General features: G+C 70.4%; 10 protein-coding genes. 4 read left to right on the top strand and 6 right to left on the bottom strand.

What is annotated here, in order from left to right; genetic code table 11:
* Positions 1 to 8: 8 nt before the first annotated feature.
* From OG430_RS36575 to OG430_RS36565, 3 genes are all read right to left on the bottom strand, one after another.
* Entirely contained in the window at positions 9 to 1,049 is a 1,041-nt protein-coding gene (locus OG430_RS36575) for a C45 family peptidase (RefSeq protein ID WP_327356942.1), read from the bottom strand.
* Between the two features lie 259 nt (positions 1,050 to 1,308).
* Complete coding sequence (locus tag OG430_RS36570; protein ID WP_442816755.1) at positions 1,309 to 2,139, bottom strand: hypothetical protein; 831 nt, start codon at positions 2,137 to 2,139, stop codon at positions 1,309 to 1,311.
* A 5-nt stretch (positions 2,140 to 2,144) separates the two neighbouring features.
* Positions 2,145 to 2,810, bottom strand: coding sequence for a papain-like cysteine protease family protein (locus OG430_RS36565; protein ID WP_327356940.1), 666 nt, complete (start codon positions 2,808 to 2,810; stop codon positions 2,145 to 2,147).
* 230 nt (positions 2,811 to 3,040) lie between these two features.
* On the opposite strand from OG430_RS36565, the gene OG430_RS36560 reads away from it, so the two are divergent.
* On the top strand, positions 3,041 to 4,060 hold the full coding sequence (locus OG430_RS36560; RefSeq protein WP_442816621.1) for a hypothetical protein: 1,020 nt from the start codon (positions 3,041 to 3,043) through the stop codon (positions 4,058 to 4,060).
* A gap of 92 nt (positions 4,061 to 4,152) precedes the next feature.
* On the opposite strand, the gene OG430_RS36555 is transcribed toward OG430_RS36560, so the two are convergent.
* From OG430_RS36555 to uvrA, 3 genes are all read right to left on the bottom strand, one after another.
* Positions 4,153 to 4,581, bottom strand: coding sequence for a Rieske (2Fe-2S) protein (locus tag OG430_RS36555; RefSeq protein WP_327356938.1), 429 nt, complete (start codon positions 4,579 to 4,581; stop codon positions 4,153 to 4,155).
* A gap of 141 nt (positions 4,582 to 4,722) precedes the next feature.
* Positions 4,723 to 6,453, bottom strand: coding sequence for an alpha/beta hydrolase (locus OG430_RS36550; protein WP_327356937.1), 1,731 nt, complete (start codon positions 6,451 to 6,453; stop codon positions 4,723 to 4,725).
* Positions 6,454 to 6,633: 180 nt separating this feature from the next.
* Positions 6,634 to 9,657: an excinuclease ABC subunit UvrA gene (gene uvrA, locus OG430_RS36545; RefSeq protein WP_327356936.1), complete on the bottom strand. Its 3,024-nt coding sequence runs from the start codon at positions 9,655 to 9,657 to the stop codon at positions 6,634 to 6,636.
* Between the two features lie 225 nt (positions 9,658 to 9,882).
* Here uvrA and OG430_RS36540 point away from each other — a divergent pair, with 225 nt between their 5' ends.
* The 3 genes from OG430_RS36540 (at position 9,883) to OG430_RS36530 (ending at position 12,711) form a co-directional block, all read left to right on the top strand.
* Positions 9,883 to 10,569, top strand: a complete 687-nt coding sequence (locus tag OG430_RS36540; protein WP_327356935.1) for a maleylpyruvate isomerase family mycothiol-dependent enzyme — start codon at positions 9,883 to 9,885, stop codon at positions 10,567 to 10,569.
* A 10-nt stretch (positions 10,570 to 10,579) separates the two neighbouring features.
* On the top strand, positions 10,580 to 11,236 hold the full coding sequence (locus OG430_RS36535; protein ID WP_327356934.1) for an MBL fold metallo-hydrolase: 657 nt from the start codon (positions 10,580 to 10,582) through the stop codon (positions 11,234 to 11,236).
* Positions 11,237 to 11,445: 209 nt separating this feature from the next.
* Positions 11,446 to 12,711 (top strand): MFS transporter, encoded by a 1,266-nt coding sequence (locus tag OG430_RS36530; protein WP_327359383.1) that lies wholly within the window; start codon positions 11,446 to 11,448, stop codon positions 12,709 to 12,711.
* Positions 12,712 to 12,718: the final 7 nt, after the last annotated feature.

The raw sequence follows: 12,718 nt of genomic DNA, 5'->3' as shown, positions 1-12,718 counted from the left end.
ACCGGGGCTCACCGCATGGGCAGCTCGAACTCGTGCACGGTGCGCCAGTGCTGGCCCGTGACCAGGGACACCTTGCCGGTCTTCAGTCCGTAGACCACGGACCAGCGGGTGTGCTGCTGCGCCACGTCTTCGAGGAGTTGCAGGGCCCCCGGTGTGGAGAGCGCTCCGTCGGTGGCGGTGAGCCGGGCGCCGAGGGTGCGATAGCGGTCGTCGGCCTGCTGCTCGGCGCGGTCGGAGCCGGTCATGATGAAGTTGACCGCCGCGTTCCAGGTGGCCTCGCCGCGGTGGACGACGACCTTTCCGTCCACGTACTCGACGAGCGCGGAGCGCCCGGCCGCGTCGGCGACCACGTAGTGCAGTGGCGGGCCTCCGGTGAAGTCGGGTGCGTACGTCTTGAAGAGGCGCAGCGCCTCGGGGACCGAGTCGGCCCGGTCGAGGACCAGGCGCTGGATGCGGACGCTGCCGATCGGCTTTCCGCCCGGGGGCGGCTCGGCGGAGGTGACGGACGCCATGCCGATGGCGACGCCCTTGTCGTTCATGCCGTCGAAGGGCAGCAACGGCGCCTTGAGGAGCCGGTCGCGGTGCTTGGTGAAATCGCTCGCCGCGTTCACGCCGAGATACGAGGTGTCGACCACGGAGACCGAGGCGTGGCCGCCGGGCGGGTCGGTGAACAGGAGCAGCGCGGGGTGCTCGTCCCAGTCGAAGTTGCGGCCGAAAAGCGGGGCGCTCTTGTCGCCCGCGGCGAGGAACAGGGAGCAGGCGAAGGGGCGTCGGGCCACGGCCGGGGTGGGCTCGGCGGGGGTGGGGGGTGCGGTGATGTCGCCGTATCCGCCTTGGTAGGTCATCGTCCACAAGGGGTGGTCGTCGACCTTGGTGAGGGTGGCGAGGGTGGCTTTCGCGGTCGGCGGCGGGGCTGCGGTGGAGGGGGCGACCGAGGAAGGGCCGGGGTCGATGTCGACCTGGCCGACCGTGCCCGAGCAGCCGGCGAGCAGGGCGCAGACGGCCGTGAGTGCCGCGGCCGCTGTGCGTCGGTGGTTTCGGGTGGGCATCGCGGGCTCCCTGCTCAGGGCTGATGTCCAGCGCTTGTCCAGCACTGATGTCAGCGTCGCGCGCGTGCCGGCCGGAGGAAAGGGTTCCTGCCGCACATCGCCGGATCAGGTCCGCCCAGTGGTAGAGGGCGGACCTGACCAGGGCCGGTCGGTAGGGCCCCGAAGGGGCGCGGGGAACTGCGCGACCAGCCACGACGCCCGCGGGTGACTTACCGGAGATAGCGGAGTTGCCGGAGATCCCGTAGCCCCCGCGGAGCGCTCAGCGCCGCTTCCTGAGCGCGCGAGCCGCGACGAGGACGAGGGCCAAGAGGCCGCCGAGGCCCGCCGCCGTGGAGGCCACGGTGACCGCGGGGTCGGTGCTCGCCGGGGCGGCGGCAGCCTGCGGGGCGGCGGCCTTCCCGGACTGCTTCCCGTACCCGCCCGCCTTGCCCGACTTGGCATAGGCGGAGCCCGGCAGCTTGTCGCCGTACGCCTCCTCGACGCGGTCCTGGTAGGCGGTCAGGGAGGTGCCGCCGGCGCCCACCGCGCGCTTGGCGTCCGCGTCCAGCGGCAGCACGCGCGTGCCCTGCTGTACGTACCAGGCGTCGATCTGCGGCTCACGGAAGACGGTGCCTCCGGGGAGCTTGTCGGCACCCACGCGCGCGTAGTGCGATTCGTCGTCCCCCGTGGCGATGTTGACCACCTGCCACTTGGCGCCCTGCTTGACGGTCCACAGCGAGGCCTCCTGGCCGTCGGAGGCGACCGCCTTGCTGGCGAGGAACTGCAACCGCCCTATCGGGGCACCCTTCTTGCCTGCGACGAACTCCGGCGACAGGTAGTACACGGGGACGGCCGCGCCTTCGATCCTCGGGTCCACGGCGGCCTTGGTGAGGGCGCCGTCACGGGCGAAGAAGCGGGACAGGGTGTCGAGCGTCCCGGGCGCGGCGGCGGCCTTGTGGGCGGCGGCCCGCGAGGCGTCGGAGGCGGTGGTCGTGCCGTCGGCGGCGACGGCCGGACCGGAGTCGGCCAGGGCGTGCGGGGCGCCGAGGCCGAGCAGCAGGGCGGCAGTTGTGCCTGTGAGCGCCGCTTTCACAGTGACGGGGATGCTCATCGCGCTCACGCCCCGATCCGGTAGAGCGAGTGGGTCCAGGAGAAGGAGTTGTTGTTGGTGTACCAGGAGTGCGAGGCCCAGTTGTAGCGGTCGCTGGAGGGCCAGGGGTCGCCCCAGTAGACCCAGCTGTTGGCATCGTCGTAGCCGTAGATGACGTGCATGTGGCCGCCGCCGTTGGACCATTGGATGCGGGTCTCGATGGGCCGGTTGGAGTTGATCTCGGTCTGCACGGTCGCGTAGCGCAGCCAGCCGTTGACGTACGAGCCGGGGTTGATGCCTGCCCAGTCGAGGCCGTCCTGCACATTGCCGAGCGTGGCCTGCGAGTTGGGGCAGGTGCTGCCCTGGGCGCGGCCGAACGCGGCGTTGCAGAACTGGTTCTGCGAATAGGTGCGGCCGAACCAGGTGGCGATGGTGTTGCCGCCCGCGGCCCAGCACCAGTTGGAGTTCTGCTGCGCCTGCATGGTGATGTTCAGGCGCTTGGTGGCGAGTGCGGAGACGTCGCCGGGGCCTGCCTTCGACGTCCCGGTCGTGGTCGCGGTGTCGGTCGTGGCCGTGGGGGCGGCCCGGTCGATCGGGGCGGTCGCCGCCGTGGCGGTCGCCGCCGGCGCGGCGAACAGGGCCGCCGCGACCAGGGCTGCCGCCGACAGCAGCTGTCTCTTTCGGTTGCGCATCGCGTTCCTCCCGAAGCGGGGGGTGGGTGGAGGAGCGCGTCCGGACGCTACTGAGGAGCATCAGGGAGTTGTCGCGTCCAGGTCAACACGCTTCAATGCGGAGGGAGATGGGGCGTGAACGCTTGCGTACAGATGTGAACGCGGACTGCACCCCGACCAGGAAACCGCGCCGACCAGCGCAGGAAGGCCGGGCGTCGGCTGTGAATTTTCACAGGGAGGGGGCCGCCGCGATGCGGAGCGGCACAGAACACGCGCGGGCCGCCTTGGCCCCCACCCGGACGGCACCGGGGAGCGCCCGGGGCGGGGCGGGGCATCCGGGCCAATCCGCCCTGGTGGCCGATGATTTGGTGGCAGCACTACGGAAGGGGCCCTTCCATGTCGCGCTGCGCGCGGCCATCAGCGTACGCGGACTGCCCCTCCACCGGGTCCAGCATCATCTCGCGAGCCACGGCGTCAAGGTCGGGGTGACCAGCCTGAGTTACTGGCAGCAGGGTGCACGCCGCCCGCAGCGTCCCGAGTCGCTGCGGGCCGTCAGCGCCCTGGAGCAGGTGCTGGAGTTACCCGCGGACTCGCTCCTGCGGCTGCTCAGCCCGGGCGGCACGCACGCCGACTCCGAGCGCCCTGCGACGCGTTCGTACCGGTCCCTCATGGAGGTTGCCGGCGCCGTGGAGTCGCTGCTCGGCGAGCTGGAGTCGCCGCTCGACGGAGGGCTGCACACTGTCGGGCACCACGAGCGGGTGCGGATCGGCGCGGAACGCGAGATGCTCGGCCGTGACTCGCACCATGTGGTGCGCGCACATAGAGAAGGCATCGACCGCTATGTCGCCATCCACCATGGCGACCCGGGCTGCGCGCCGGAGCGCGTGGTCGTGCACGCACTGGAGAACTGCCGTACCGGACGGGTGCGTTGGCACGCCCCGACGGGCGTCCTGGTCGCCGAGCTGCTCTTCGACGCGCGCCTGCGCGCCGGCGAGACCCATGTGTTCCGCTACGGCTTCGACGACGGTACGGCCGGGCCGAGCGCGGAGTACGTACGCGGCTTCAGCTTCACGGGCGGGCAGTACGTACTGCAGGTCCGGTTCGCGGAGGAGGCCCTTCCGGTACGTTGCCACCGCTTCGCCCAGCGCTCCGCCACGTCCGCGCGTGTGGCTCGGGAGGAGCTCACACTGAGCGGACGGCACCGGTCGGTGCATCTGGTGGAGCCGCAGGTGCGGGCGGGGATTCTGGGGATCGGGTGGGACTGGGACTGAGCGGGCTGCGCGTCCGGGCTCGGGCTCGAGGGCTTGAGGCTTCGGGGCTCGGGGCTACAGCCCTCGGGGCTCAAAAAGCGTGCGGCGGAGCCTCAGGCCTTCGGGCCCGCGATCAGCTTGCCGCCCTCTTCGCGGACGTCGACCTTGGGCAGCGGCACGGTCGCCGGGCCCTCGAGCACCTCGCCGGTCCGCACATCGAACCTGCTGCCGTGGCAGGGGCAGTGCCCCCCGTCCTTGTCGATCTTGGTCAGGACGCAGCCCGCGTGGGTGCACTGCGCGCTGAACGCCTTGCACTTCCCCTTGTCGTCGCGGCTGACGACGAGCCGCTCCTCGCGGTAGAGCTTGACGCCGCCGGCCGGCACCGCGTCCGCGGCGCCCAGGTCGACAGGGGCGGTGGGGACGGGGTTCTCGGCGTGCCCGACCTTCGATTCGGTCGAGCAGGCCGCGAGGCCGAGGCCTGCCGTGCCCGCGAGGGCGGCGCCCTTGAGGACGGTGCGACGGGCGGCGGGCTGGCCGGACATGGGAACTCCCCTGGTGAACGCGCGTGGACGACGTGAACGGCGATGACGGACCCGACGATACCGGCACAGATCATCAAGCTTGCGGTGCGGTGGCGGCTCAGCCATGTGCTGCGGTGGCGCCCTGCCTTCGGCGGTCGCGGATCAGTAGGGAGCCTTGCGTCCCTCGATGTGCTTCCGCAGCTGCCGGGTGTCCTTTTCTGTCCAGCCGGGCGGCGCGAGAACCGCCGCCCAGCCGTCCACCGGGCCCGCCCCGTAACGGTGGCCGTGCGGCGCGTCCACGCCGTACGAGACCGCCATGTCGACGGTGGTCTGCCAGAACCCGACGAACGGGAACCAGTCGATGTCCGGGCTGATGTCCGGGCCGAGCGGCTTGTCCAGCCACTGCGGGCGCTGGAACAGCAGGTCGGGCGACCACCAGACGACCGCGTCCGAGGCGTTCTGCAGATAGACGGCGCGCGGCTGCCCCCAGGTCGCAGGCGGCCGCTTGAGGTCCTTCTCGGGGAACTGGGCGAACCGGATGTTCCTGCCGTCCTCGAACTGCGGCCGCCACATCGGGCTGCCCTCGTCCCGCCGTTCCCGTAGCTCCCGCGCGACGGGCGAGAAGTTGGGCACACCGATCAGTAGCGCCGCGTCGGTGTTGCCGAGGAGCCTGTCGACGCTGCCGTACGACGCCTCGATCGCGTAGCCGCCGAGGCTCTCCCCGGTCACCACGAGCTTGGGCCTGCGGTCCGCGGGCAGCTTGTGCACCTCGGCCTGGACCGCCTCGACCAGGGCGCGGGTCGTCTGCCCGGCCTTCTCCTTGTCGACGAGGAAGGACACCCAGCTCGGCAGGTACGAGTACTGCACGGCGACCATGGCGGTGTCGCCGCCGTACATGTACTCGAGGGACTCCACGATGCCCGAGTCGATCCAGCCCGATCCCGTGGTGCCCGCGATGGCGAGGACCTTGCGGTCGAAGGCGCCGGTCCGCTTGAGCTCCCGGACGGCCAGCTGGGCCTGGGCCTTGAACGGCTCGTGCTCGCTGAATGCCTCGGGTGCCGAGGAGCTGATGTACACCCGTACCGGGTCCTTGGCGGCCCGTCCGGTGAAGGCGGAGATCTTCTCACTGCTGAGCACGGATCCGGTGAAGTTACGTCCTTGCAGGCCCAGGTCCTTCCAGCTGATCAGCGAGTCCGGGCCGCCGGAGACAGAGCGGGACGTGGGCTTGGTGATGCCTTCCGTGGTCCCGAAGTTGGTGGCCTTGGCGATGCGGTCGGCGACGTCGATGACGCCGCGGTCGAAGACGACGTCCCGCAGTCCGGTCACCACGATCATCGTGGTGAGCAGGAGTCCGAGCCCGATGGCCACGGGCCGTGGCAGGTGTCGGTCCAGCCAGTGGATCAGCTTGCTGGACCCGAGCCGGACGGAGCGTGCCGCCGCGAGGATCAGCAGCCAGAGCGCCACGGCGACGATCCCGATCAGCGGGCTGTGCCACCAGGCCGACGTGGGTGCCAGGCCCTGCAGCGCACGGAGCTGGCGCTGCATATGGGCGCTGTGCCAGAGCAGCAGGACGGAGCCGACCAGGCTGAGCACCCAGAACACCTGCCAGCACCGGGCCCTGGCCCGTGCCCCGGCATGCCGTCGCACGACGGCACGGAAGAGGGCGGCGAACACCGAGCCGACCGCGTACCCGATCGCGGCGGTGATCCCGCCGATGACGCCTTGGAGCAGCCAGGGCCTGGGCACGAGGGAAGGGGTCAGCGAGGTCCAGAAGAACAGGATGGCCACGCAGGTGGCAAAGAGATCGGGCCAGCGCCGCACCAGGTAGTTGCGGCTCGGCCGCTCCCAGTAAGGCTGCTTGGCTGCGCCCTTCAGCCACTCGACGGCAGGCATGGGGCCACGCTAAGTGAATCTTCCCCTCCCCGCCCCTTCCCGTGATTCCGCGAAGCCTTCCGCCCTTCGGGCGGTGTCCTTAAACGCCGGACGGGCTGGCAAAGTCAGCCCGTCCGGCGTTTGAGGACAATCTTTGAAGCCGTCCGCAGAACTTTCGGGAAGGGGCGGGGTGGGGAGGAACTACGCCTTCTTGGCCCGAGCTGCCTTCTTCGCCGGCGCAGCCTTGCCCGCCTTCTTGACCGCCCCGGCCTTGGCCGTGACCGCCTTCTTCGCCGGCGCAACCTTGGCCGCCGCAACCGTCTTCTTGGCCGCAGCCTTCTTCACCGGCTTACGCGCCGCAGGCACCCCGGCGTCGCTGACCCGGTCCGCCCCCAGAATGTCCCGCAGGAACTTCCCGGTGTGGCTGGTCCCGACCCCGGCGACCTGCTCGGGCGAGCCCTCCGCGATGACGAGCCCACCCCCGCTGCCGCCCTCGGGGCCCATGTCGACGACCCAGTCCGCGGTCTTGATCACATCGAGGTTGTGCTCGATGACGATCACCGTGTTGCCCTTGTCGACCAGGCCGGAGAGCACCTTGATCAGCTTGCTGATGTCCTCGAAGTGCAGACCCGTGGTCGGCTCGTCGAGCACGTACACGGTCCGCCCCGTCGACCGCTTCTGCAGCTCGCTCGCCAGCTTCACGCGCTGCGCCTCACCACCGGAGAGCGTCGGCGCGGACTGGCCCAACCGGACGTAGCCCAGGCCGACTTCGTTCAGCGTGCGCAGATGCCGGGAGATGGTCGGCACGGCCTCGAAGAAGTCGAGCGCCTCCTCGATCGGCATGTCCAGGACCTCGGCGATGGACTTGCCCTTGAAGTGGACCTCGAGGGTCTCCCGGTTGTAGCGCGCGCCGTGGCAGACCTCGCACGGCACGTACACGTCCGGCAGGAAGTTCATCTCGATCTTGATGGTGCCGTCACCGGAGCAGTTCTCGCAGCGGCCGCCCTTGACGTTGAAGGAGAACCGGCCGGGCATGTACCCGCGGACCTTCGCCTCCGTCGTCTCCGCGAAGAGCTTGCGGACGTGGTCGAAGACTCCGGTGTACGTCGCCGGGTTGGAGCGCGGCGTACGGCCGATCGGTGACTGGTCGACGTGCACCACCTTGTCGACGAGGTCGTCGCCGTCCACGCGCGTGTGCCGGCCGGGGACGCTGCGGGCGCCGTTCAGCTCGCGGGCGAGGTGGGTGTAGAGGATGTCGTTGACCAGCGTCGACTTGCCCGAGCCCGAGACGCCCGTGACGGCCGTGAGGACGCCGAGCGGGAAGGAGACGTCGATGTCCTGGAGGTTGTTCTCCCGGGCGCCGTGCACGGTGAGCCTGCGGCTCGGGTCGACGGGCCTGCGGATGTCCGGGAGCGGGATGGACTTCTTTCCCGAGAGGTACTGACCGGTCATCGACTCCGAGTTGGCGAGCAGCTCCTTGAGCGAGCCGCTGTGCACGACCTTGCCGCCGTGCTCACCGGCGCCGGGGCCGATGTCGACGACCCAGTCGGCGACCTTGATGGTGTCCTCGTCGTGCTCGACGACGATGAGGGTGTTGCCCATGTCGCGCAGCCGGACCAGCGTCTCGATGAGGCGGTGGTTGTCCCGCTGATGCAGGCCGATGGACGGCTCGTCCAGGACGTAGAGCACGCCGACCAGGCCGGAGCCGATCTGGGTGGCGAGCCGGATGCGCTGGGCCTCGCCGCCGGAGAGGGTGCCCGCGGCGCGGTTCAGCGACAGGTAGTCCAGGCCGACGTCGACGAGGAAGCGCAGCCGCTCGTTGACCTCCTTGAGGACGCGCTCGGCGATCTTCTTGTCGCGGGCGTTGAGCTTCAACTCGCCCAGGAAGTCCGCGCAGTCGGCGATGGACATCGCGGAGACCTCGGCGATGGACTTCTCCATGACCGTGACCGCGAGGACGATCGGCTTGAGACGGGTGCCCGCGCAGGTGGGGCAGGGCACCTCGCGCATGTAGCCCTCGAAGCGCTCCCGGCTGGCGTCGCTGTCCGCCTCCGAGTGCCGCCGCTTGACGAAGGGCACCGCGCCCTCGAAGGGCGTGGTGTAGACCCGCTCGCGGCCGTACCGGTTCCGGTAGCGGACCTCGATCTGGGTCTTGTGGCCGTGCAGCAGGGCCTTCTTGGCGCGCTGCGGCAGGGCCGCGAAAGGCGTGTCCGTACTGAAGCTGAGGGCGTCGGCGAGGGCGGTGGTGAGTCGGCCGAAGTATTCCTTGGTGTGGCCGTGCGACCACGGGTGGATGGCGCCCTCGTCGATCGACTTGTCCTCGTCCGGAACGATCAGCTCCGGGTCGACCTCCATGCGGGTACCGATGCCGGTGCAGTCCGGGCAGGCGCCGAAGGGCGAGTTGAAGGAGAAGGAACGGGGCTCGAGCTCCTCGAAGGACAGGTCGTCGTACGTGCAGTAGAGGTGCTCGGAATACATCCGCTCACGCTCGGGGTCGTCCTCGGGGAGGTCGACGAAGTCGAGCACGACCATGCCGCCGGAGAGACCGAGCGCGGTCTCCACGGAGTCGGTGAGGCGGCGCTTGGCGCTGTCCTTCACCGTGAGGCGGTCGATGACCACCTCGATGGTGTGCTTCTCCTGCTTCTTCAGCGTGGGCGGCTCGGACAGCTGGATCGTGGTGCCGTCCACCCTGGCGCGGCTGTAGCCCTTGGTCTGCAGGTCGCTGAAGAGGTCGACGAACTCGCCCTTGCGCTCGCGCACCAGCGGCGAGAGCACCTGGAAGCGGCTGCCCTCGGGCAGCTCGAGCACCTTGTCGACGATGGCCTGCGGCGACTGGCGGGCGATGGGCCGGCCGCACTCGGGGCAGTGCGGCTTGCCGATGCGGGCGAACAGCAGGCGGAGGTAGTCGTAGACCTCCGTGATGGTGCCGACCGTCGAGCGCGGGTTGCGCGAGGTCGACTTCTGGTCGATGGAGACCGCCGGGGACAGGCCCTCGATGAAGTCGACGTCCGGCTTGTCCATCTGGCCGAGGAACTGGCGCGCGTACGAGGAGAGCGACTCCACATAGCGCCGCTGGCCCTCGGCGAAGATCGTGTCGAACGCGAGCGAGGACTTGCCGGAGCCGGACAGCCCGGTGAAGACGATGAGCGAGTCGCGCGGGAGGTCGAGCGAGACATTTTTGAGGTTGTGCTCGCGCGCGCCACGGACGATGAGACGGTCGGCCACGCCGGTCCGCACCTTTCTTGAGAAGAGTGACAGGGGCGGGGCCCCGGTCATCTTTCACAGACTAGGGGGAGCCACTGACAGCGCCGTTCGGATTCCTTGGTTGGTAACAATCCGGGGCCTTCAAGCATGCCCGACGCCGCGCCCGACTCTATAGCACGCGCATTCGATTTACGGGTCTGGTCCGCCGCCTTCACCCGAATGAGTGGCGGCGCTATCGTCGACGCCATGAGTGATCATGTGCGCGACCTGGTTCTTGTACGTGAAGCGACCGAGCGGCTGCTCACCGCTGCCGCCAAACTGGACAACGCGGCAGTGGCCGGTCCGTCACGGCTGCCGAGCTGGTCCCGGGGCCACGTCCTCGCCCACCTCGCCCGGAACGCCGATGCGCTCGTCAACGTCCTCGCAGGCCGGCCCATGTATACGAGCGCCGAGGCGCGGGACTCCGACATCGAGCGGGACGCCCCGCGTCCCCTCGCCGAACAGCTGGACGACATCCGCGACAGCGCCGCCCGCTTCCAGGCCGTGGGCGAGGAGCCCGCCGACTGGTCGCGCACGGTCGAGCTGCGCAACGGCGTCACGGACTCGGCGTCCCGGGTGCCGTTCCGCCGCCTGATCGAGGTCGAGCTGCACCACGTCGATCTGGGCATCGGCTACGAACTCGAGGATCTGTCGGCCGACTTCACGGGCCGCGAGATCGCCTTCCTCACGGACCGCTTCGCCGGCAACGCGGCGGTCCCCCGGATCCAGCTCACCGCCACCGACGGCAGGCAGTGGTCCACCGGCCGCGCGGACGGCGAGCCGGTCTCCGTCATAGGTGCCGCCCCCGCCCTGCTCGGCTGGCTCTCGGGCCGCCGTGAGGGTGCCGGACTGGACTGCGACGACGCCCTGCTGCCCGTACTGCCCGCTCTGTAGGCTGCGGCGTATGACGTACACAGGAGCGGTGAAGGTCGGCGGACCTGCGGATGTGCATGAGCTCGAGGGCCTGATGATCTCCAAGGTCGCCGTGGGCCCGATGAACAACAACGCCTACCTGCTGCGCTGCCGCGCCACCGACGAGCAGCTCCTCGTCGACGCGGCCGCCGAGGCCAGGACCCTGCTCACGCTGATCGGTGACGGCGGCATCGCGTCCGTCGTCACCACGCACCGGCACGGCGACCACTGGGGCGCGCTGCAGGAGGTGGTCGACGCGACCGGCGCGCGTACCTATGCGGGCCGGTACGACGCGGAGGGCATCCCGGTGCCGACCGACGTGCCCGTCGAGGACGGGGACACGATCCGCGTGGGCCGCGTCGAGCTCACCGCTCGCCATCTGGTCGGCCACACCCCCGGTTCCATCGCGCTGGTCTACGACGACCCGCACGGGCCCCCGCACGTCTTCACCGGCGACTGCCTGTTCCCGGGCGGCATCGGCAACACCTGGGGCGACCCGAAGGCGTTCACCTCGCTCATCGACGACGTCGAGACGAAGATCTTCGGCACGCTGCCGGACGAGACCTGGGTGTACCCGGGCCACGGCGACGACACCACGCTCGGCGCGGAGCGTCCGCAGCTGGCCGAGTGGCGCACGCGCGGCTGGTAGACGCACCGCACGCGCGCGTGCCTCGTCCCAGGAGACGCGCGCGCGTGCGGCCATGGGGCGGCCGGCACGCCCCCGCGGCGCGACCCGTTCACGATCATGCGCCCCCGTAACCGCTGGTCGCAGCGGGTAGTTGACGCGTCATGCGCGACGTGTCGACACCCTCCGAGTCCCCCGCCCCCAAGGCCCCGCCCCAGGCCTCCGCCCCGTCCATGGCCCGGCTCGCGGCCGCCTCGCTCGCCGGGACCGCCATCGAGTTCTACGACTTCTTCATCTACGGGACCGCGGCCGCCCTGGTTCTGGGCCCGCTCTTCTTTCCCACGTTCTCGCCGCTGGCGGGAACCCTCGCCGCCTTCGGGACATTCGGGGTCGGGTTCATCGCGCGGCCGCTCGGCTCGGTGCTGTTCGGGCACATCGGGGACCGGCGCGGGCGGCGCCCGGTACTGATCGCTTCCTTGTTGCTCACCGGGGGCGCGACGGTCGCCGTCGGTTGTGTGCCCACCTACGGCTCGATCGGAGTGGCCGCCCCGCTCCTGCTCCTCGCGCTGCGCTTTCTGCAGGGCCTCGGGCTCGGCGGTGAGTGGGGCGGCGCCGTGCTGCTCACCGCCGAGCACGCGCCGGCCGGGCGGCGCGGCCTCTGGGCGAGCTTTCCGCAGATCGGGCCCGCCGTCGGGTTCCTGCTCGCCAATGGCGTGCTGCTCGCCCTGTCGACGACGCTCACCGACGCGCAGTTCACGTCCTGGGGATGGCGGGTGCCGTTCTGGGTGGCCGGAGTCCTTGCCGTGGCCGGGCTGTGGCTGCGGCACTCGCTGACCGAGACCCCGCAGTTCCTCGACGTCACCGAGCACGCGCGCGTGCCGCTCGTCGAAGTGGCGCGCGAGCACTGGAGGTTGGTGCTCCTGACGGCCGGGGCGATGGCCGCCGGATACGCGATCTTCTACACGGTCTCCACCTGGTCACTGTCGTACGCGACCGAGCACCTGGGCGTGAGCCGGACCGTCATGCTGACCTGCATCATGGCCGCCGTCGCCGTGAAGGGGATCACCACGCCGTTCGCAGCCATGCTGGGCGACCGCTTCGGGCGGCGGCCGGTCTGCCTGGTGGGAGCGGCGGCTGCCGCACTGTGGATGTTCCCGATGATCGCGCTGCTGCACACCGCGCAGCCGCTGCTGATGTTCTCCGGCTTCCTGCTCGCGCTGCTCGCGTTCATCGCGATGTTCGCCGTACTGGCCGCGTATCTGCCGGAGTTGTACGAGCCCCGGGTCCGCTGCACGGGCGCGGCGGTCGGCTACAACCTGGGCGGGGTGCTCGGCGGCGCGCTCACCCCGATGGTGGCCACGGCGGTGGCGGGGCGCACCAGTGGCGTGCCGTGGGGTGTGGCGGCGTATCTGACGGCCGTATGCCTGCTGAGCCTGGGCTGCTTCGCGCTCCTTCCGGAGACCCGGCCGGTGACGGTGACGGAGCCCGCAACGGCCTGAGCGGACG

Source organism: Streptomyces sp. NBC_01304 (genome assembly GCF_035975855.1).
Classification (GTDB): Bacteria; Actinomycetota; Actinomycetes; order Streptomycetales; family Streptomycetaceae; genus Streptomyces.
Note: the sequence above shows the minus strand (reverse complement) of the source record. Positions and strands in the feature narration are given on the sequence as shown.

Coding starts and splice junctions, on each gene's coding strand:
- OG430_RS36540 (WP_327356935.1), top strand. CDS start 9,883: ATGAGTGATCATGTGCGCGACCTGGTTCTTGTACGTGAAGCGACCGAG.
- OG430_RS36535 (WP_327356934.1), top strand. CDS start 10,580: ATGACGTACACAGGAGCGGTGAAGGTCGGCGGACCTGCGGATGTGCAT.
- OG430_RS36570 (WP_442816755.1), bottom strand. CDS start 2,139: ATGAGCATCCCCGTCACTGTGAAAGCGGCGCTCACAGGCACAACTGCC.
- OG430_RS36575 (WP_327356942.1), bottom strand. CDS start 1,049: ATGCCCACCCGAAACCACCGACGCACAGCGGCCGCGGCACTCACGGCC.
- OG430_RS36555 (WP_327356938.1), bottom strand. CDS start 4,581: ATGTCCGGCCAGCCCGCCGCCCGTCGCACCGTCCTCAAGGGCGCCGCC.
- OG430_RS36565 (WP_327356940.1), bottom strand. CDS start 2,810: ATGCGCAACCGAAAGAGACAGCTGCTGTCGGCGGCAGCCCTGGTCGCG.
- OG430_RS36550 (WP_327356937.1), bottom strand. CDS start 6,453: ATGCCTGCCGTCGAGTGGCTGAAGGGCGCAGCCAAGCAGCCTTACTGG.
- OG430_RS36560 (WP_442816621.1), top strand. CDS start 3,041: ATGCGGAGCGGCACAGAACACGCGCGGGCCGCCTTGGCCCCCACCCGG.
- OG430_RS36530 (WP_327359383.1), top strand. CDS start 11,446: ATGGCCCGGCTCGCGGCCGCCTCGCTCGCCGGGACCGCCATCGAGTTC.